Origin of the sequence: Acidilobus saccharovorans 345-15 (assembly GCF_000144915.1) — an archaeon.
GTDB lineage: Archaea > Thermoproteota > Thermoprotei_A > Sulfolobales > Acidilobaceae > Acidilobus > Acidilobus saccharovorans.
This window is the reverse complement of sequence record NC_014374.1, coordinates 1,331,483-1,351,151: the sequence shown is the minus strand read 5'-3', so window position 1 is coordinate 1,351,151 and position 19,669 is coordinate 1,331,483. Positions and strand designations below refer to the sequence as shown.

The following is a 19,669-nucleotide window of genomic DNA, read 5'->3' as shown; positions in this document are numbered from 1 at the left end:
CCCCAGCTCACCTGGTCACCTTGGACTCCAGCTGGGCCACGAGCTCGGCTATGTCGGGCCTCTCGAACAGCTTCCTGGGCCCCTCGAGCATCTTATTGAGGGCCTCGGCAACGGCCTCCTTGAGGTCCAGCGGGTGGAGCCTCCCCTCCACGTAGGCCTTCTCGAGCTCAGCGTAGCTCGTGAAGTCAACGGGCCCGCCGTACTTGGCAGGCCTCTCAACGTGCAACGTGAAGCCGGGCCTCGAGAACAGTATGTACTTAGCTATCTCGATCACCGGGTTGAGCTCCACCTGCCTTGGAGGGCAGTAGGCAGCCCTTATCTTGGCCCTGACCTGCTCGGGGCTGTCATTGAGGAATATGGCCGAGGAGGCCTTTGACTTGGACATCTTGAAGGCGGCGGCCTGCTCGTCGCTCTCCACGTTGTCCATTCTCTTGCCGCCCTCGAGGCCAGTCAGTATCGGCGTGTGGAGCGCTATCACCTTCTTCCTCCCCATCCTCTCGGCCACCTCGCGCTGGAGGACGTGGGCCTTCCTCTGGTCAAGCCCGCCGAGCGCTATGTCCAGGTCCATGTAAATTATGTCAGACACCTGCATGGCTGGGTAGACAAGCTTGGACGAGTCGAGCTCCGCCTCGTCCATGGTTCTCCCCATTATGGTGAGGGCCCTCTTCATCCTGGCGAGGCTGGTCATCTTCATCACCTTGAGCACCAGGGCCCAGTAGTCCTTGTCAGAGACCATGGTCTCGGCGTCAACGAAGTTTATCCTGTCAACCGGTATGTCCAGGGACCTCATGATCTCCCTGAAGAGGACCGCCGCCCTCCTTATGAGCTCCATGTTGCCCCCGAACTTGTCGTTTATCATGGCGTGCCAGGTGGCCTCAAGGACGTTGAACTGCACGCCCGCCTCCACGAGGTCCTTAACCTTGAACATCCATATTAGGTGCCCTATGTGGGCCAGGCCGCTGGGCTCGTAGCCTATGTAACCCTTGAGCTGGGCCCCGGAGCTCACCTTCTCCTTGAGCTCGTCATAGGTTATGACCTCTACCAGGTTCCTCGTAATTAATGACAGCCTCTCCTCCGCGTCCAAGCTGATCCCAAGATGTGAGCCTACCAGGGGTAAAATTACGTTATCAGAGCCCGGGTATCCTGGCCCTCTCGAAGCGCTCCCCCTGCCCCATGGGCTTCGTGGCGTCCACCCCCACCTTGGCGGTGAGGCCGTCCTGGGAGCTGCTGGGGTCAAGGGTTGACCCCCTGGCCCCCGTGACTATGACGAGCCCCCTGTCGGCCTGGAAGCGGGTTGCTATGGCCCACTCCACGTCGTAGGGGTCGTCAACGTTTATATCGTCATCCACGACGACCACGTGCTTGAGGCTCGGGTGGGCCGCAAAGGCTGCCATTATGGCGTTCTTCGCGTCCCCGTCGTGGCTCTTCCTTATGGAGATCACAGCGTGAAGCCAGGTGCCGCTGGCGGGGGTCAGCCTCACGGCCACCACCTCAGGCACGACCCTTGAGACGGCGTCGTATATCGCGGCCTCCCTGGGGAAGCCCATCAACATGCCGTGCTCAAGGCCGCCGGGGAGGATCACGTGGGAAACCTCGTCCGGGTTTATTAGGACTGACCTCACCTCGAGCACGGGCTGCTTCCTCACCCTGTCATACCCTCCCATGGCCTCGACGAAGGGTCCCTCGTCGGCCTGCTCCGAGGTCAGGTAGCCCTCCACCACCGCTGAGGCGCCAGCCGGCACCGGGTTGCCGTGGAGGGGGCTCCTGAAGACCTCAAGCCCGCCAACCATAGCCGACGCGCCCCTGAGCTCGAAGAACCCCAGTGGCGGTGATGAGGCCGCGGCCAGCAGGACCGCCGGGTGAACGCCAACAACAACCGTGACGGGCAGGGGCTCGCCCCTTGACATGGCCTTGTTGTAGAGGTACCACAGGTGCCTGGGCACGAGCCTCACGGCCGCCCTCCTCTCGCCCAACAGCATGACCCTGTGTATGCTCGCGTTGCACACGCCGTCGTAGCATGCAATGAACATGGCGCTTGACAGGTAGAGGCCGCCGTCCCTCTCGTAGAACTTGACCGCGGGGAGCGAGAGGAGGCCCCTGGAGGCCTCCCTGAGCCTTGGCATGCCGACCTCCCTCAGCTCGCCCTGCTCGCTCATCGCCTTCAGCACCCTGCGGTACGCGTCCCTTAGGTCGCTCGCCGAGAGCGCCTTGATTACCTTGTCCCTGTTGTCAACCACGTTACCTACCGCCTCCTGCTCCGAGCCCTCCACCAGGAACCTGACGGCTTTGCCCCTGCCCTGCCTCCTCTTCAGCTCGGCCGCGGCCGCGAACTCCCTGGGCAGGCGGCCCACGTCTTCGTAGCCTATCTCCTCGACAAACTCGCTGAGCGAGGCCCTCAAGCCAAGCCCTCGCTAAGTACATGGGTCCAGGTTAAAGACCCTAATCCTCAGGAGGCGTCAGCGCGAGCCTCACGGCGGCCCTCATGTTCTTATCCTTCAATGGGAGCGGGAGGCCCAGGTCGCCCCTTGACGTGCCATACTCGTCGACCACCTTAAACTCGACCCCAGCCTCGAGCAGTGAGCTGGCCACCTCCTCCCAGCCTGTCCCGGAGCCCAGGAACACGGAGAAGCTCTCGGCCGGCGCCGCCCTAATTATCGAGGCCGCCTCGCGGCCCACGTCGCTGCAGCCCACGGAGGAGGCGTGAAATATCATGCCGTCAGCTAGCGCCGCCACGCCGCAGGACCTCCTGCCGGGGTCTATCCCTACCCTGAGGCTCGAGAAACTGCTGAGGGGGTAAGCTATGGCAAGGAGCAGCGCCCTGAGCGGGTCCTCCTCAAATATCTTGGGCCTGCCGTCCACCTTGTCTGCCAGCAGCCTGTACTCCGGGGAGCCCGGCACCGGCATGACGGCGACCTCCCAGGAGGAGGCGACCTCAAACGTTACGTTCACGCCCTGGGGGGCCAGCAGCCACAGCCTCCTCCTCAGCTCCCTTATCCCATCTGGGTCTGCCCTGAGCCAGAGTATCCTCCTGGCGACCCGCTCCTCACCGTGAGGGCTTTGGCCTGCTGAAGTTAAAAACCCTCACAAGGTTTGAGCCGTGAGGGCCGCTATAGCAAAGGAAGAAATAAGGGTGAGCTGCAAGCCTTTTACTTTGGTGTCAATCTTGGAGAAGCTTACGCCTCAAGCAATAGCCCACAGGGTCCTGCTGGTCCTTGCGTCCTCCTTCAGGGAGGTAAGGCCAGTCCCCTGGTCCCGCGAGGGGACGACGCTCTACTCTTACAGGTATTCGTCTGAGTCGCCTAAGGACCTCTACATGGTAGTCACGGCGCACTCCGTGCCCGCCCTTGTGAGGCTTGACGGAAGGCCCTACTATGAAATTGACAGGGAGCACCACCAGGTGCCCCTGCCCCGGGGCCAGCACACGGTGACGGCTGAGCTCACAATATATGACGACTTCGGCGAGCCCGCCCTCAAGATGGGCAGGCCCCTGGGGCCCCCGAGGGCCTACACGGCCCTGAGGGACCCCGAGGGCTACGCGCTGTTCCTCTACGCGTCCTCGGCCCTTGAGGTGGCCCAGTCAACGCGTGACCAGCAGCTCAGGGACGACCTTCTGTCGCTGCTCTCAAGGTCGCTGTCGCTGGTCAGGGTCCCCTCGATCTCGCCGGCGCAGCTTGAGATAGCGTCAACCCTTTACAGGACCAGCTACGACGCTGGGAGAGTGCTGGTCTCGCTCGACGAGAGCCTCTCAAGCGTCTACGTGGAGCCCGAGGGAGTTCAGTTCTCAGAGGCGCTGAGGGTCCTCAGGGAGGGGCTCAAGGACCTCGTGGAGAGGCACGGCAAGCCGGGCGTCGCCCACGTCGTTGGCCACGCCCACATAGACGCGGCGTGGCTGTGGCCGTTCAGCGAGACCAGGAGGAAGGTGCTCAGGACCACGGCTACAGTGCTCACCCTCATGGACCAGTTCAGGGACATGAAGTACGTCCAGTCCTCGTCGCTCTACTACGAGTGGCTCCAGCAGGACGCCCCCGAGCTCATTGAAAGGATAGCCCAGCTAATCAAGGAGGGCAGGTGGGAGCTGGGGGCGGGCTACATCGAGTTCGACCCAAACGTGACGTCGGGCGAATCCATGGCGAGGCAGCTGCTGTACTCCCAGAGGTTCTTCGAGCGTGCCTTCGGCAGGAGGGCTGAGGTCCTGTGGCTGCCCGACAGCTTCGGCTACCAGGCGACGCTGGCCCAGATAGCCAGGCTCTCCGGCGTAAAGTACTTCGCGACCCACAAGCTCACCTGGAACGACACCAACCAGTTCCCCTACGGGCCCTTCCTCTGGGACGGGGGCGACGGGGTCCCAATACCCTCCGTGGTCTTCGGCTTCGGGGGCAGGGGCTACAACTCGCCGCTGACGGCATCCTCAGTCCTGGAGCAGTGGGACAGGTGGCCTACCAAGGAGTACCCGACGCTCATATCATATGGCTACGGCGACGGCGGCGGGGGGCCAACTGAGGACATGGAGCTGCTGTTTGACGTAATAAATGAGATGCCGGGGCTGCCGAGGCTCGTCCACTCGCGGCCCTCGGAGTACTTTAACTATATAGAAGTCTCCTCCCTCGACAGGTGGAGGGGCAGGCTTTACGTTGAGACCCACAGGGGCACGTACACGAGCCACTCGGCCATGAAGGCCCTTCACTTTGACGCCGAGAGGTGGATGAGGGAGCTCGAGGCCTGGTCCGCCCTGGCCAACGCCTACGACAGGTCGGAGGCGCAGTCGCTCTGGAAGGTTATAATGAAGGACGAGTTCCACGACGTCCTTCCAGGGTCCGCCATAAGGGAGGTCTACGATGAGGTCTACAGGGAGCTGCAGGATGTAATAGACAAGGCCAGGGCCGAGGCAGCCAAGGCCATGTCCCTCCTGGCAGGCGGCTCAGGCAACGCGGTGTTCAACTCGCTGCCGTGGCCGAGGGCAGGGTACGTGGTTGTAAACTCCCCGGTGGACGGGGCCCAGAGGGTTGACGAGGGCTACCTGGCTTTCGTCAAGGTCCCACCCATGGGTTACTCGTCCCTCAGGCCAGCTGACCCAGGCGACTCAGTAAGCGCCAGGACAGAGGGCGACAAGGTCATACTTGAGGGCTCCAGGCTCAGGGTCGTCATAGAGCGCGATGGAACCATATCGTCAATACTGCTGAAGGACAGCGGCCACGAGTTCGTCTCGGGCAGGGCCAACGAGCTCGCGGTTTACCAGAACTCGCCGGGCTGGGCGGACGCGTGGGACATAGAGCCTGGCTACCGCCTGGGCGAGGTCAAGCTTAAGGCGGACTCCGTGACGGTCAAGGAGTCAGGCCCCCTCAGGGCCTCAGCAGCCATAACGTACTCCTTCGGCAGGAGCAGTGTCACGGAGGAGGTCAGACTGTACGCTGGGCTCCCGCTGGTAGAGTTCAAGGTCACTATTGACGCCGTGGACAGGGAGCAGATGCTCAAGGCCTGGCACTCGTTTAATGTCAACAATGACTACTACGCCTACGGCGCCCCGCTGGGGGTGCTGGAGGAGCCTGCCCGCAGGAACAACAGCTGGGAGAGAGCGATGTTTGAGGTGCCGTTCCAGAAGTTCATAGACGTCTACGACTCCTCAAGGGGGGCAGCGATACTCTCGCCTAAGAAGTACGGAGCGAGCGTCATGGACAACAGGGTAGGCCTCACCCTCCTCAGGACGCCCGTCTTCCCTGACCCCGCCACTGACCTTGGGAGGCAGGAGTTCACCTACGCCATATACGTCCACCCGGGCGACTGGAGGTCGGCCAACGTGCCCAGGGTTGCCTACGAATACGCCTTCCAGCTCACCGTAGGCCCGGGGAGCGGTGAGGGGTCGTTCATGGAGCTCTCGCCCAGTAACCTGGTGCTGGAGGCCGTGAAGGTCCCGGAGGACGGGGACGGCATAGTGGTGAGGGTCTTCGAGGCCCACAACTCCTCCGGCGTTGGCGTGCTCAGGGCGCCGTTCAGGGTAGGCGAGGCCAGGAGCGTTAACATACTTGAGGAGGACGAGGTGCCGAGGGAGCTGAGCGTCGAGGGCGACCTCGTGAGGTTCTCCTACAGGCCCAGGGAGATCATAACGCTGCTACTCAGGCCTGCCCGATGAGTCCGCTGAAGGCCCCCAGGTCGACCCTCGCCCTGCCGAGCTTAACAGCTGTCACATCGCCCAGGTACTCTGAGATAACTGTTATAGCGCCAGACCTTGAGGGCCCCCTCTCAACTACGCCGAAGTAGTCGCTCCCCGGCCCCTCAAGCCCCACTAGGAGGCCCTGCCAGTCCTCGCCGGGCCCCCTGCCCTCCATGGCAAGGCCCTCTAGCCTCAGCGTCCTCCTCTTCGACCTCATTATGCACGAGGCTATCAGCCTGTCCCTGTTGGCCCTCCTCTCAGGGACGCTCTTGGAGGCGGGCGCCAGCCTCGGCACGGCGACCAGGGGGCCTGCCTTCTCGTGCCTCAGGGCGACCACCGCGTCGCTGTCAAGGCCTATGGCCACCACAGCGTCAGCGTTAACTGCGAGCGACAGGGCCGCCTTAAGCTCAACCCCCTCCTGTGACACCCACCCGTCCGTGTCTATTACAAAGCTGCCAGAGAGCCTTGAGAGCCTTATGGCGCATGACATGTACCTGCCCTCGAGTCCCCTGGGCGTGAAGTCCCCGACCAGGCAGGCCGAGAGGGGCTGGTCCTGGGGGGAGCCCGGCAGGAAGGGCCTCCTGGGCATAGAGAGGGCCTCAAAGCCGGGGCAGTAGACCTCGTTCTGGCCCACGTCTGTTGATATGACGGAGTTCACGGCGCCGGAGTTGTAGAGGTACGCCGCCAGCGTGCTCTTGCCGCTGTCGCTGGGGCCCACAAGTATAATCCTCCTGGCCCCCCTTACCTCCTCCACGACGCCCTCTATCGCCTTAAGGCTCTCGCCGTCGCAGGGCTCAAGCTGGCCGTTTACGCTTAGGTCTCCATTGCCCTCAACTATCACCGCCCTGCCAACCGGCACAGTGAGCGAGGAGCCCGGGGGCACCTGGGCCCCGAGCACCCTGATGTCCCCGTCGTTGACCGCTATTATCGATGGCCCTCTGACGGCTACACAGCCGCTGAGCCTCAAGGTGAAGCCCAGGCAGAGTTCACGCAAAAAGGTTAATAGCCCCTAGCATGGGCTATATGCGATGGCACGCCGCGGTAGTACAGCCCGGCATAGTATGCGGGCCTGTCAAGCCCGTGACCCGGGTTCAAATCCCGGCCGCGGCGCCACGGCGCGCCGCCCGCTTACCTCCTTCCCAGCAGCCTGAACAGCCCGTCCTCCCCCCTGGCCATGTCTGAGCCCCTGGCGGCGTCCCACAGGGCGTTGAACTTTGGCTTGCCGGCCAGCTGCTCAAGGGTCCACTCCCTGGCGAAGTCCCCAAGCCATATCTGGGACGCCTCGTCCTCGACCACCCGCCTAACCATGTCATAGAACTTGAAGGCCCTGCTCAGCTGCCCGTACTGGCTTGTCGTGGAGTGAAGCCTCAGCTGCTCAAAGGCGCCCAAGCTCGCCATCCTTGAGGCCACCTCGGCCATCTCGCCGGAGGCGTACATCTCCAGCAGCACGGCCTCGGGCGGCACCCCATACTTCTCCGTGGCCACGTCGAAGAACGCCATGAAGCTGGCCAATATGAGAGGCCAGTTGGTGTGCTCATCGAGGAGATCTATGAAGGCCTCCTGCTTGAAAGTCACCTTAACTCCAATGCCCCCTGGCCTCCCAATGGCCCCTATGCCAGCCGCTATGGCGACCGCGTAGTCCCACGCCCTGCCGCTGTGATCATTAGCGACCCCTATCAGCACCGGGTAGCCCATGCCCTTGGAGTGAAGCTCCAGGATGCCGGCCCCTATCATCCTGGGGGCCACCATGACCACGTCATACCTGTCGGGGGGCCTTATGAGGCCGAAGGCGACGTTGTAGCCGCTGGCGAAGTCTATTACGGCGTCCCTGTCCCCCACGGCCTTGACCACGTCGTTAAACACCAGGGGCTGGACCTCGTCGGGGAGGAGCACCATTATTATGTCGGCCCTTGAGGCTGCCTCAGGTATGTCGTAGACCCTGAAGCCGTCCCTCTCGGCCCTCCTCCTGTACTCGTCGTTAACGTTGCCTACTATTACCTCAAGCCCGCTGTCCCTGAGGACCTTGGCCTGCGCCTCGCCCTGGTTGCCATAGCCGAGGACCGCTATCACCTTGCCCTTCAGGAGCGACGCGTCCCCTGAGAGGACCATCGAGGACAAGCCCTTTCCCAGTAGGGTGGGGTGTACCCGGAAATAAAATTGGTTATCCGCGTCACTTGTACCAGAGCTCCGTGGACTCCCTCCTCTTGAGCTCCCTCATCATGGCCTCAAGCCTCTTGTAAACGGTGCCGTGCATCTTGCCCTCCACGAGCATCTCAATCCCATGCCTTGCTATCATGGCCCTCTCGTAGTCGCCAATTATGCCGACCAGCCCCCTGCCGTCGTTGACTGCTATCTTGACGCCCACCATCTCCTCTATGGCCCTCTTGGCCCTCCCGCCCTCCCCTATTATCCTGCCCAGCACCCTCCTCACGTGGTTCTCCTTGTCCTCCAGGGCGGAGGCCACGTCAACCACGACCAATATTACATCGTCGTCAAATAGCTCTGTAACGTCGGACTGCTGAAAGCCTATGACCAGCGCCCTGACTATGTCCTTCGCCTTGAGCACGTTGGCTGAGCCCTGAGGCGTCAGGGGCTCTACTATGACAGCTGAGTTCTGCTCGTCAACGCTTATGGAGACCCCGAGCCTCTCCATGACCTGCTTGGATATCCCACCTATGACCTCCTTAACCCTCCCCAGCTCCTCGGGCGGCACGGGCTCGTAGGCCCTGGCCTGGGGCTGGGGCCTCAGCTCGCTTCCAGGCATTGTTCTAAGGACCTCCTGAGGCTCTCCTCCTTCTCGCTCACGTCCAGCCTGTGAGAGAAGAAGCTAAAGACGTTACTCAGGTCCCTCTCAAGGAGCTCCCTTGACTTGGGGTGGTCGAGGCTCACCGCCTGGGCCACGTCAATTATCCAGGGCCTCCCCTCCCATATCATTATGTTGTACTCGCTCAGGTCCCCGTGGACCAGCCTGGCCTTACACACCATCCTCTCTATGTCGTCAACCAACAAGTTGAACATCCTCTCCACGTCCTCGTCCTCGAGCTCCCTCCAGGCCTCGACCAGCAGGGGGGCCCTGAGGCCGTTCTCGCCCAGGAACCTCATTACGAGCACGTTGCCCGAGACGGCCACGGGGGCAGGGACGCTGACGCCGGCCTTAGCCATGTCCTCAAGGTTACCGTACTCCTTCCTGGCCCAGAGGTAGACGAGGTCCCTGAACTTGGACGGCACCGAGGGGAACCTGGGGTCGCCAGCTATGTAGTTCTTTATGCTCTTCCTGAACTCGGCCGAGGATGTGAGGTATATCTTGACCGCCAGGTCCTCGCCCCTCCACCCCTTGGCCCAGTAAACCCTGGCCTCCTTGCCCGCGCTTACGGCCCCCCTGAGCTCCTTGAACGCCTTCAGCGAGTTCCTGAGCCTGTAGACGTGGTAGTTTGTGAAGGAGTCAAAGACCTCCTCCACGGTCTTTATTACGTCCTCGTCCTTTACCTTGCTCTCCTCCCTGTCAATCCTTATCCTGTGCGGGCTCAAGTGGCGCCCTCACCACTCATGAGGTCGAGGAGGTCCTTTGGCACGAGGCCCTTCTTTGTGAGCTCCTTGGACTCCGACTCGCTGTACCTGTAGACCAGCTCCCCCTTGTTGTCCGGGGTGCCCCAGGGCAGGAAGAGCACCAGGTCGCCCTCGTGTATCCACACCCTCCTCCTCATCTTGCCCGGTATCATGGCCCTGTACTTGTTGCCGTCAGCGCACATTATCTCCACGAAGTTACCTCCGAGTATCCTCTCGGTCACGCAGAGCATGGTCCCCTCCTCGTCGTTTGGAAGGGGGGTCTCTCCCTTGCCCTGCTTCCTCTTCTCCACCAAGCGCTACTCTTCCCTCCTCACGAGGTAGATGCGCCTCCTGGATAAATAAACTAAGAAGTGGTCGCCTTCATTTACACTTTCAGTGAAGGCCTCGACCTGGTCGGAGGGCACCTCTATGGAGCCCTCGTCGCCGACAAGCACGTACCTGTTGCCCTGCCTGCTGAGCAGCATCATCCTCTCCAGGTTCTGGCCCTCGTAGAGCTTGAAGCCCTGGTCCCACAGCTCGTCCGGGGTCATGACAGCCCTCTTGCCCGTCTCAAGGTTTATCAGCAGCAGGCCGTTCTGGCTGTCCCCCATGTAGAAGTAGGGCGTGCCGTCCACTTCAAGCACGTCCCCTGGGGACACTGTGGCCAGCCTCACGGAGACGTAGAGCTTCAGCCTGTCGCCCCTCCCCTTGTAGGTCTCTATGACCTTAGCGTTGAACTCAGACCTGAGCCTCGTCGCGAGCACCCTGGCGGCCGAGTGCTCCCTGACGTACACGTCGAGGCCCTCCTTGCGCTCCTCAACCTTGACTATGTCGTCACCTATCGAGGCCACTATCCTCTGCACCCTTTCGCTCAGGCGCCTGACCTCGCTGATGGATCTTGGGTATGACCTCAGCTGCACCACAGCCGTGTAGCCCTCGCCCGTCTTCCTTGAGGAGCACACGGGGCACAGGGTCGGCTTAAGCATCACCTTGACGACCGCCGTCCCCTTAACTTTGACGTCACCATAGCTTCCCTCTAGGTCAACGTAGGCGGTCGCCGTGCCCCCCTGCAGCTCCAGCCTCACGCCGTCTATGCCTACGCTCTCCAGGGGCTCCACGGGCTTAACCTTGTTGGCAAGGTACGCCTCCAAGTAGTCAGTGAGCGACTCCTCCAGGCTCGGGTACGGGTCCGACCACCTGCCAGAGGTCCTGTGGGCGTGACAGGACGTGCAATATGTCACCTCCACCTGCTCCGGCAGCCTCGCGATGCCGTACCTCTTAACGAAGCAGTCCTTGCAGAGGCTGCCTATGAACTCCACCTCCCTGCTGCTCCTGCCGCACATGGGACAGATCCTTTCAGGCAAGGCTGTGCTTCCGACCTCCCTGCGCAGGCAGAAATAGTCCCCTGAAGCTAAATACTTCGGTGGCTTAGTTGAAAGTCGCGGTCTTAGGGGCCGGCCTCATGGGCTCAGCCATGGCCATGAGGCTCAGCTCCCAGGGCTTCCAGGTGCACGTGTGGGACAGGACCAGGGAGAAGGCGGAGGCCCTTGCGAAGCAGGCAGGGGGCCAGGCCTTCGGCTCCCCGTGGAGGGCCGTGGAGGCAGCTGACGCGGCCATAGCCTTCCTCTCCGACGACAGCGCGATGATATCGGTTGCCACTGACATGAGGAGGGCCGACGGCCTCCTCTTCATAAACTCCTCAACAATAACCCCCAACACCAGCAGGGCGCTGGCAGAGCACTTCGCAGGGCTTGGCATATGTTACGTCGAGGCCCCCGTCGTCGGCGGGGCCAACGACCTGGAGAGGGGGAGCGCTCTCTTCCTGGTGGCCGGGGACCAGGGCTGCGTCAGGCTCTCGAGGGGCGTCCTGAGCGCCGCCGGGGAGCTGATTGAGGTGGGCGGCGGCCCGGGCTCAGCCATGGCGCTTAAGCTTGCCTACAACTCCGTGCTGATAACAACCATGTCGTCGCTTGCCGAGGCAATATCCCTCGCTGAGGCCTACGGCGTTGGCCCTGAGAAGCTGAAGGAGGTTATGAAGAGGACAGCCTTTGCAGGGGTGGCCGAAAAGTACATAGACAGGATGCTCTCGGGCTCACAGCTTCACTTCAGGCTCTCGCTGGCAGCTAAGGACCTTGAATACGCCAGCAGGGCGTCCTTTGACGTCGGACTGCCGGCGGCTGTGACTTCGGCAGCAGCAAGGCTCTACAAGAGCGCCGAGGCCCACGGAATGGGGGACCTGGACTACACCAAGATAATAGAGTTCGTGAGGCCTAAGAGGCCCTCATAGCCTTGGATTCCATCCTCACGGCTCAGCAGCGGTCCACCCAATCATCGGGCCGCGAGTACCTCGCACTCAGAGCTCAAATTCTCTACCGGCTGAGCGTCCCGCCGTAACAGGCAGGAAAGGTCAGGGCCGCTTTAAAATTGACGCGCTCAGCTGAGCAGCAGCTGAAGCCTGAAGGAGCTTAGGTCCTGAAGCGATGAGGGGTCGCAGCTGGCCTCCTTAACGTTGCCCAGGCCCAGGCCGAGCCTTGAGGCAACGCCCTCAAGCCTTGAGGGGTCGTCCGATACGACCACGATGGTGCTGCCTCCCTTTGACCTGCTCAGGGCCTCGGAGAGCTGCTTCGACCTGGTGGCATACAGGAGGGCCTGCAGGTGCTGCTTCCTTAGCCTCACCCTGCCCTGGTCCGCGTCCTCCCTGGAGTAGGCCAGGTAGAGGGCCGCCTCGCAGGGGTCGGGCCTCCTGGCGAGCCTCAGAACCAGCGCCTTGAGGCCCTGCTCCGTTGACACCCTCTCAAGCTCGTGGTCATCCACGTGGCCCTCGCAGATCGCCACAAGGTACCTTCCCCACGGGACCCTGACCTCGCTCAGCTCGCAGTCAGCCAAGCCCAGGCACCTGCAGGCCAAGCCTCTCTGTGAGGTTGCCCTCTATATACAGGGGCTGCTCCAGGCCGACCTCGTAATACACGGGAGCGCCAGTTTCATTAAAGGCCAGCAAGGCCGGCGTGGCGCTTATGTTGTGTGACAGAAGGAAGTTAGCGACCTCCTCGACTGCCGGATACCAGACCTCCGACTCCTGCTGGGTGACGTTGTAGCCCAGGGCGTCTGCCATGTATATTAGGGTGTAGTTGGTGGGTATGATGAGCTGGTTAGTCTCGTGATTCAGGTACAGCTCTATGTTCCTCGTGTAGTAGGCGTAGTTGGCGTCAAGCAGCTTTACGAAGGCCACAGGACCATAGAGGTGATATACCTCGTAGAGAATTTCGAGCATCTGGACCGAGTACTCGTGTATCGGAAGCCCGAGAAATATCACCCTGGCCTGGCTGGTGTTCTCCGAGACGTAGTAGAGGAAGGGCAGGGTGGCGTTGAGCTCAAGGGAGCAGTAGGGGCACTCGGGATCGTAGACCACAACTATGACCTTTGACGAGTTAGGGGGGCCCAGCGATATTATCCAGCTGGAGTTCAGGGACTCTATGTCGCTCAGCGTCAGGGGGCCTGACGACGTTGTAGTTGACGAGCTTGCCTGGGACTCCGGCGCTGTGGTCTTTGGAACGCTGCTGTGAAACGGCGACTGCCTAATCACGTAAGCGGCCCCGGCCACTGCGGCCACCGCTATAACGATTATTACTATGGCTTCAGCCTTACTCAAGGACCCCCTGTCCTTCAAAACACCACCCAGGGGCTCCTAGCGGCTGACGTTAATAAAACTCCTTGAATAGCCTCTGTTAAGTTAAGAATGCTCGCCGCTCTTGCTGCTGCCCGAGCTGGATGACGAGCTCCCCTGCTGCGAGGTCAGGCTCTTGAGCTCGCTCTCGAGCTCCTTCTCTATCTCCTCTATGGGCTTAGGCGGAGGGGTCGTGACGAGCGTGTAGCCTATCCACGCGAGTATTGCAAGCACCACTATGACTATTATTGAGTCCGTGAGCTTCAGCAGGAACGACGCGGCCAGGCTGGAGAGGGGCGGGTACCACATGGCAACGTTGTATATTATTATTATGAAAACGGAGATTATCAGCAGCGCCGCGCCGGTAACCTTGTCCCTGGCCATCTACTTTCACCGTCCAGTGGAACTGCTATTTGCCTAAGTTTTAAGCGTTTCCCAGCATGCCTTATCTTAATGTCTTAAGGAACCTGAGGGCCTCCTCCAGAACTAATGAGGAGAACTCGTCGACGCTGAGGGGCCTGTCGTCCTTTACCTGGCTCAGCCTGACCACGGTCACGCCCCTGGCCTCGGCCTGAGCTAGGACCTCGTAAAACCTCTCCTTGGCCCTCCTGAGGAACCCCTCGACCTCGTAGCCCTCCCTCCTCTGCCTCTCGGCCACCCTGGACAGGGCCACCTCAACAGGGACATCTATGAATATCAGGAGGTCAGCCTCTGGGGCGAAGCTGTTGACCTCCCAGAGCCAGCCTGGGTCGGCGCCGGAGGCCCCCTGGTACGCTATGGAGCTGTACTTGTATCTGTCCATCACAACTACGTAGCCTTGCTCTAGGGCCCCCATGACGCCTCCCGGCAGGGAGGGGTCGCAGCAGAGGTGCCACGACCTGTCGGCGGCGAAGAGCAGCGCCGCGAGCCTCGGCTCAGGTCTTCCCTGGGCCAGGAGCTGCCTTATGACCTGCCCCACGGGACCCTCGGTGGGCTCCTTAGTGTATATGGCCCTGTAGCCCATAGATGAGAGCCTCTGGGCCAGCAGCTTCGAGTGCGTTGTTATGCCGCTGCCATCTATCCCCTCAAGAGCCACTATGGCGCCTTTCAAGGCCTGACCAGCTAACAGCTGGAGGGCCTTAATTTACCGCTTACTTCGGATAACCGATATTAGTTAAATAACCTTAAAAATTAGGCACACTTAAAAAAGCTCCAGGCAACTTAGAAAGCCTAGAGCTGAAGATGGACGCCAGCAGGCTGAGCAGGGAGCTAAAGGACTCGCTTAGGACGTTCGGGCCAGCGTGGCTTGTAATGATGGCAGACGTCGACGTGGCCTCCATAGTCACCGGCTTCCAGGTCGGGGCGGCCTGGGGCTACATAATGGTCAGCGTCATGCTGGCCCTCACGGTGCCCCTCTTTGTAATCCAGGACGCCGCGGGCACCCTCGGGACGGTCTCAGGCATGGGGCTGGGCACGGCCATAAAGAGGCTCTACGGCCGAAGGATGGCCCAGCTGGCCTCAATCCCCATGGCGGTCGCTGACATCATGGAGTACGTGGCGGAGTACGCAGGGATCGCGGTTGGCCTTAAGCTCCTGGGCCTCCCCCTCCTCCCCGGCCTGCTGGCGGTCTTTGCAATACACATAGCGGTGGCCTGGAGCGGCAGGTACAGGCACGCCGAGGCCTTCCTGCTTCCAGTGAGCTTCCTGCTTGTTGCGGCGCTGCTCTACACGGCCCTAGTCACGAGGCCCGACCCAGGGAGGATCAGCGACGCCCTGCTCAGCCCCTGGCCGCTCTGGAGGCCGAGCTTTGACTACATGCTGGCCGCCAGCGTGGGCTCCGTGATAATGCCATGGATGCTCTTCTTCCACTCAGGCGCCGACGTCAGGAAGGGGCTGAGGCCCGAGGAGCTGAGGCCGGAGAGGCTTGAGACCCTGGTTGGCGCCATAGTGTCAGAGCTCCTCATGGTTGCCACTGTAGTCGTCGGCATATTCCTGGGCGGCAGGGCTGGGGCCGCGCTTGACGCCAACGTTTTGGCAAGCGCGCTGGAGCCGCTGGGCCTGGCGAGCAGGTACATAATGGGACTCGGCTTCATGGCGTCGGGCTTCCTGGCCCTGGTAGTCATATCGCTTGGCTCCGCCTGGGGCTTCCTCGAGGCAGTGAACTTTAAGAGGGGGACCCTGGCCTACAGGCTGACCTACGTGCTTGAGAGCGTCCCAGCCCTCGTGATAGTAGCCCTCTCGCTGGGCGACCTCATCAACCTGATACTTGACCTCATGGCGGCCTTCACTATAATACTGGCGCCGCTGCTCTACATGCTGGGCAGGATAGCCTCCAGGGAGGACGTCATGGGGAGCGCCAGGCTCAGGGGCGCGAGGGCAGTAGCTTACTGGATCATGTCAGCCCTCGTCGTGGCCTCGGGGCTTATAGCGATAGCCGCGTCGCTGTGAAGAGCAAGGGCTTAAGCCTTCGGTCGCCCCTGTTAGCCTGGTGCAGCTGGTGGCCGAGAGGCTGACGTTTCAGCTCCTTGACGTGAGCTACTCAGTGGAGGGCGGGAGGCCTGTAATAGAGATCTGGGCCAGGGACGTCAAGGGCAGGAGGCTCCTGCTCCTGGACGACACCTTCAGGCCCTACTTCTACGTGCTGCCTCAGAACGGCGCGGACCTGGACAAGCTTGCCGAGGAGCTGAGGAGGCTCTCGAGGCCCAGGAGCCCAGTGACCTCCGTCGAGAAGGTTGACATGAAGTACTTCGGAAGGCCCGTGACCGCGCTCAGGGTGACGACGCTCATACCCGAGAGCGTGAGGGAGTACCGTGACCTCGCCGCCAAGCTCCCAGGGGTGGCTGAGGTCCTCGAGGCCGACGTGAGGTTCTCCATGAGGTACCTGATAGACCTGAACCTGTACCCGATGAGGTGGTACGTCGCAGACGCGGAGCCGGTCAACAGGAGCGACATAATTGCTGACGGCGCCTACAGGCTGGTAAGTAGGCCGTCGGAGGAGCCCTCCATGGCTGACGTCGACCCGCTCGACGGCCTCAGGATAATGGCGTTTGACATTGAGGCCTACAACCCGCAGGGCTCGCCCAACCCCTCAAAGGACCCAGTCATTATCATAGGGGTGGCCTTTAACGACGGCGAGAGGCTGCAGCTCGAGGCCGCGGGACACTCCGACAAGGAGCTCATACAGAAGTTCGTCGACGTCATAAGGAGGAAGGACCCAGATGTAATAGTTGGCTACAACCAGAACTCCTTTGACTGGCCCTACCTCCTGGAGAGGGCCAAGGTAAACGGCGTCAAGCTTGAGGTGGGCAGGAAGAGGGGCGCCGAGCCCAACCCCAGCGTCTTCGGGCACATCTCCGTGCAGGGTAGGCTTAACGTGGACCTCTACAACTTCGCGGAGGAGATAGAGGAGGTCAAGGTCAAGACCCTCGATGAGGTCGCAGACTACCTTGGCGTTATGCCTAAGGACAAGAGGGTCAACGTCGACTGGTGGAGGATAGCTGAGTACTGGGACGACTCGGAGAAGAGGAAGACGCTGCTAGCATACAACATGGACGACGTGACGTCAACCCTTGGCCTCGCCTACCAGTTCCTGCCCTTCGGGGCGCAGCTGAGCCAGATAAGCGGCCTGCCCCTTGACCAGGTGGCCGCCGCCAGCGTGGCCTTCAGGCTTGAGATGAGGTTCATGAGGGAGGCCAGGAAGCTGGGGGAGCTGGTGCCCAACAGGGCCGAGGAGGAGACCAGGGAGCTCGAGACCTACACTGGCGCTATCGTGCTGGAGCCCAAGCCGGGGATCCACCACAACGTGGCAGTCCTGGACTTCGCCAGCATGTACCCCAGCATAATGGTTAAGTACAACGTTGGCCCAGACACGCTGCTCAAGGAGGGGGAGGCCTGCGAGAGGGTAAACGAGGCGCCGGGGGTCAGGCACAGGTTCTGCGCCGACAGGGACGCGTTCTTCAAGAGGGTCCTGGAGAGGTTCCTGAAGTGGAGGGCTGAGGTCAAGGCGGCCATGAAGAAGTACCCCGAGGGGAGCCCGCAGTACAGGCTCCTCAACGAGAGGCAGAGGGCCATAAAGGTGCTCGCCAACGCCAGCTACGGCTACATGGGCTGGGCCGGGGCCAGGTGGTACTGCAGGCAGTGCGCTGAGTCTGTAACCGCGTGGGGCAGGGACCTCATCACTAGGGCCGCCTCCCTGGCCAGGTCCCTCGGGCTCAAGGTCTACTACGGCGACACCGACAGCCTCTTCGTTGAGAACGACCCCGAGAAGGTTGAGAAGGTCATAGAGGGCATAACCAAGGGCCTTGAGTTTGACATAAAGATAGACAAGGTTTACAGCAGGGTCTTCTTCACTGAGGCCAAGAAGAGGTACGCGGGCCTCACGCCGGAGGGCAAGATAGACATAGTGGGCTTTGAGGCCGTCAGGGGCGACTGGAGCGACCTGGCCAAGGACACCCAGGCCAAGGTGGCGGAGATAGTGCTCAGGAGCGACGACGTGAGGAAAGCCGTGGACTACGTGAGGCAGGTCATAAATGACCTCAGGAACGGCAAGGTGGAGGTGGAGAAGCTCATAATATGGAAGACCCTGACCAAGAGCGTTGACAAGTACGAGGCCGAGGCGCCGCACGTGTACGTGGCGAAGATGATGGAGAAGCTGGGCTTCAAGATAGACGTCGGCTCAAAGATAGGCTACGTCATTGTTAAGGGTGACGGGCCGCTGAGCAGGAGGGCCAGGCCCTACTTCCTGGTGAAGCCGCAGGACATAGACGTTAACTACTACATAGACAAGCAGATAGTGCCGGCCGCCCTCAGGATACTCAGCTTCTTTGGCATCAGCGAGAGGGAGCTCAAGGCGGGCGGCAGGCAGGCCTCGCTCTTCGACTACATAAACAAGAAGTAGGCAACAAAAAACAAAGGGGAGGGGCCCCGGCTCACACAATGTCGCTGAAAGTCATGAAGACCACGTCGCCCTTCCTTGATGACACCTTGCTCCCTATCCTGGCCCCTATGAGCAGGGCCACGCCCTTCTCGGAGGCGGCGTCGATGAGCCTCTGCGTTATTATCCCGTCAAAGACGACCGCGTAGACCTTGCCGGGCTCTATCTGCTGCATCCAGTTGAACAGGTCCTTAACCTTGAGCCTGGCGACCTCGTTCCACGACCTGTCGTAGGCCACCGCCTCCAGGGTCCCCTTGAGCTCCTTCATGTTGTCTAGGACCTGTTTGGGCATTATCAGTGACGTAACGCCGGCCTGCTGCTGAGCCACCTCAGCCTGTTGAGGCTGAGCCTCTTGGGCCACTGCCTGAGCCTCAGCCTGGGGCTGCTGAGGAGGCTGGGCCGCGGGGGGCTGGACTACCGCCTGTTGCTCCTGCTGGGCCGCCGCCCCGGCGGGAGGCTGAGGCTGCTGGACCTGCTGGGCCGGCTGGGCAGGAGCCATGCCGAGCTGCTTCATCATCTCTTCAGCTGGCACCATCTGGGCCAGGGCCCTGGCGACCTCCTTCCCTGTCAGCTGCTCCACCTCCATGCCCTTGGGGGCCCTGGCCACGTAGTCGACGTGCATCTGGCTCAGCACGGTCCTCATTATCATCTCTCCGCCCCTGTCGCCGTCAACGAACAGTATGACCTTCTTGCCCTTGGCCAGGTCAATTATGGTCTTGGGCACCCTCTCCTTGGCTCCCCCTATGGCTATGGTGTTGGTGTAGCCGTAGCGGCCCAGGTTTATTACGTCGGCCCTGCCCTCGACTATTATTATGGTGTCTGACTTCTCAACGTCCGGCCCAGCTGGGAGCTTGTCCTCGCCGTACTCTATTACCTTGGGCTGCGCCTCTATCCTCTGCGTGACCTCCCTTATGATCTCCTTTATGTCCGGCTCCTGCTCCTTAACCGTCTGCAGCAGCTCCCTGGCCCTCTGCACTATCCACTTCAGCTTCTCCGCCCTCAGGTCCTCTATGGACTCCACCGTTATCCTTGCAGTGTACGGGCCCACCTTGTCCACGGTCTCTATCATGGCAGCAAGTAGGACGGTCTCAACCCTGTCCAGGTTGCTGGGTATCTGTATCTCGCCCACGGTCTTGGTGCCCTGGTACTTCAGGTCTATGTGAACCCTGCCAATCTTATCCTTGTTCTGGAGCTCCTCTAGGTTGAACTCAGAGCCCAGGAGCCCCTCCGTCTGCCCGAAGACCGCACCTATTATGTCGTGCTTCTCCACCCTTCCGTCGACTTCAAATGACGCCCTTATGAGGTACTTCAACACCTCGCGTCACACCTCTTCTCTTCTAAGAGGGCTGTGGCTTGGCTACCCTCTTGCCTCAAGAGGTATGTGGGGGCGCAGGATAAA

18 protein-coding genes and 1 tRNA gene are annotated in these 19,669 nt (G+C 61.3%); 5 read left to right on the top strand and 14 right to left on the bottom strand.

Annotated elements, in window-relative coordinates; translation table 11 throughout:
• Window positions 1-7: 7 nt before the first annotated feature.
• From ASAC_RS06945 to ASAC_RS06935, 3 genes are read right to left on the bottom strand one after another with little or no spacing between them, the layout of a single operon-like run.
• Complete coding sequence (locus ASAC_RS06945; protein WP_013267287.1) at window positions 8-1,084, bottom strand: tyrosine--tRNA ligase; 1,077 nt, start codon at window positions 1,082-1,084, stop codon at window positions 8-10.
• Between the two features lie 43 nt (window positions 1,085-1,127).
• Complete coding sequence (locus ASAC_RS06940) at window positions 1,128-2,399, bottom strand: UbiD family decarboxylase (protein ID WP_013267286.1); 1,272 nt, start codon at window positions 2,397-2,399, stop codon at window positions 1,128-1,130.
• Window positions 2,400-2,439: 40 nt separating this feature from the next.
• On the bottom strand, window positions 2,440-2,949 hold the full coding sequence (locus ASAC_RS06935; RefSeq protein ID WP_013267285.1) for a hypothetical protein: 510 nt from the start codon (window positions 2,947-2,949) through the stop codon (window positions 2,440-2,442).
• A 214-nt stretch (window positions 2,950-3,163) separates the two neighbouring features.
• On the opposite strand from ASAC_RS06935, the gene ASAC_RS06930 reads away from it, so the two are divergent.
• The gene (locus ASAC_RS06930) at window positions 3,164-6,127 is read left to right on the top strand and encodes an alpha-mannosidase (protein ID WP_148217205.1); all 2,964 of its coding nucleotides are present in this window, start codon (window positions 3,164-3,166) and stop codon (window positions 6,125-6,127) included.
• On the opposite strand, the gene ASAC_RS06925 is transcribed toward ASAC_RS06930, so the two are convergent.
• Window positions 6,111-7,142 carry a Clp1/GlmU family protein gene (locus ASAC_RS06925; RefSeq protein ID WP_083774112.1) on the bottom strand — a complete coding sequence of 344 codons (1,032 nt, stop codon included), beginning with the start codon at window positions 7,140-7,142 and terminating at the stop codon, window positions 6,111-6,113. The genes ASAC_RS06930 and ASAC_RS06925 overlap by 17 nt on opposite strands.
• Before the next feature lie 41 nt (window positions 7,143-7,183).
• Between ASAC_RS06925 and ASAC_RS06920 the strand changes: the two genes are divergently transcribed.
• Window positions 7,184-7,261 (top strand) — tRNA-Asp (locus tag ASAC_RS06920).
• 15 nt (window positions 7,262-7,276) lie between these two features.
• Here ASAC_RS06920 and ASAC_RS06915 read toward each other — a convergent pair.
• Genes ASAC_RS06915 through ASAC_RS06895 form a run of 5 tightly spaced genes read right to left on the bottom strand, consistent with a single transcriptional unit; the run spans window position 7,277 to window position 11,058 of the window.
• On the bottom strand, window positions 7,277-8,266 hold the full coding sequence (locus ASAC_RS06915) for an NAD(P)-dependent oxidoreductase (protein WP_202965449.1): 990 nt from the start codon (window positions 8,264-8,266) through the stop codon (window positions 7,277-7,279).
• Between the two features lie 52 nt (window positions 8,267-8,318).
• The gene (locus ASAC_RS06910) at window positions 8,319-8,912 is read right to left on the bottom strand and encodes a KH domain-containing protein (protein WP_013267281.1); all 594 of its coding nucleotides are present in this window, start codon (window positions 8,910-8,912) and stop codon (window positions 8,319-8,321) included.
• A complete protein-coding gene (locus tag ASAC_RS06905) occupies window positions 8,894-9,676 on the bottom strand; it encodes a serine protein kinase RIO (protein WP_013267280.1) in 783 nt (260 codons plus the stop codon). The genes ASAC_RS06910 and ASAC_RS06905 overlap by 19 nt, the downstream gene beginning before the upstream one ends.
• On the bottom strand, window positions 9,673-10,005 hold the full coding sequence (locus ASAC_RS06900) for a S1 domain-containing protein (RefSeq protein WP_013267279.1): 333 nt from the start codon (window positions 10,003-10,005) through the stop codon (window positions 9,673-9,675). Before ASAC_RS06900 ends, ASAC_RS06905 begins: the two co-directional genes overlap by 4 nt.
• Before the next feature lie 6 nt (window positions 10,006-10,011).
• The gene (locus tag ASAC_RS06895) at window positions 10,012-11,058 is read right to left on the bottom strand and encodes an NMD3-related protein (RefSeq protein ID WP_148217204.1); all 1,047 of its coding nucleotides are present in this window, start codon (window positions 11,056-11,058) and stop codon (window positions 10,012-10,014) included.
• 68 nt (window positions 11,059-11,126) lie between these two features.
• Between ASAC_RS06895 and ASAC_RS06890 the strand changes: the two genes are divergently transcribed.
• Entirely contained in the window at window positions 11,127-11,981 is an 855-nt protein-coding gene (locus ASAC_RS06890; RefSeq protein ID WP_013267277.1) for an NAD(P)-dependent oxidoreductase, read from the top strand.
• A 146-nt stretch (window positions 11,982-12,127) separates the two neighbouring features.
• On the opposite strand, the gene ASAC_RS06885 is transcribed toward ASAC_RS06890, so the two are convergent.
• From ASAC_RS06885 to tmk, 4 genes are all read right to left on the bottom strand, one after another.
• Complete coding sequence (locus ASAC_RS06885) at window positions 12,128-12,580, bottom strand: hypothetical protein (protein ID WP_013267276.1); 453 nt, start codon at window positions 12,578-12,580, stop codon at window positions 12,128-12,130.
• Window positions 12,573-13,343, bottom strand: coding sequence for a DsbA family protein (locus ASAC_RS06880; protein ID WP_148217203.1), 771 nt, complete (start codon window positions 13,341-13,343; stop codon window positions 12,573-12,575). The genes ASAC_RS06885 and ASAC_RS06880 overlap by 8 nt, the downstream gene beginning before the upstream one ends.
• An 81-nt stretch (window positions 13,344-13,424) precedes the next feature.
• The gene (locus ASAC_RS06875) at window positions 13,425-13,742 is read right to left on the bottom strand and encodes a hypothetical protein (protein WP_013267274.1); all 318 of its coding nucleotides are present in this window, start codon (window positions 13,740-13,742) and stop codon (window positions 13,425-13,427) included.
• A 61-nt stretch (window positions 13,743-13,803) separates the two neighbouring features.
• Entirely contained in the window at window positions 13,804-14,448 is a 645-nt protein-coding gene (gene tmk / locus ASAC_RS06870) for a dTMP kinase (protein ID WP_013267273.1), read from the bottom strand.
• 131 nt (window positions 14,449-14,579) lie between these two features.
• Here tmk and ASAC_RS06865 point away from each other — a divergent pair, with 131 nt between their 5' ends.
• Window positions 14,580-15,785 carry an NRAMP family divalent metal transporter gene (locus tag ASAC_RS06865; RefSeq protein ID WP_013267272.1) on the top strand — a complete coding sequence of 402 codons (1,206 nt, stop codon included), beginning with the start codon at window positions 14,580-14,582 and terminating at the stop codon, window positions 15,783-15,785.
• A gap of 40 nt (window positions 15,786-15,825) precedes the next feature.
• Window positions 15,826-18,234, top strand: a complete 2,409-nt coding sequence (locus ASAC_RS06860; protein ID WP_013267271.1) for a DNA-directed DNA polymerase — start codon at window positions 15,826-15,828, stop codon at window positions 18,232-18,234.
• Between the two features lie 31 nt (window positions 18,235-18,265).
• Here the strand turns inward: ASAC_RS06860 and dnaG are convergent, their stop codons facing one another.
• The gene (gene dnaG / locus ASAC_RS06855) at window positions 18,266-19,585 is read right to left on the bottom strand and encodes a DNA primase DnaG (protein WP_013267270.1); all 1,320 of its coding nucleotides are present in this window, start codon (window positions 19,583-19,585) and stop codon (window positions 18,266-18,268) included.
• Window positions 19,586-19,669: the final 84 nt, after the last annotated feature.

Bases quoted from the DNA above. Each gene is read 5' to 3' on its own strand.
- ASAC_RS06865 (WP_013267272.1), top strand. From the start codon at position 14,580: ATGGACGCCAGCAGGCTGAGCAGGGAGCTAAAGGACTCGCTTAGGACG.
- ASAC_RS06910 (WP_013267281.1), bottom strand. From the start codon at position 8,912: ATGCCTGGAAGCGAGCTGAGGCCCCAGCCCCAGGCCAGGGCCTACGAG.
- ASAC_RS06875 (WP_013267274.1), bottom strand. From the start codon at position 13,742: ATGGCCAGGGACAAGGTTACCGGCGCGGCGCTGCTGATAATCTCCGTT.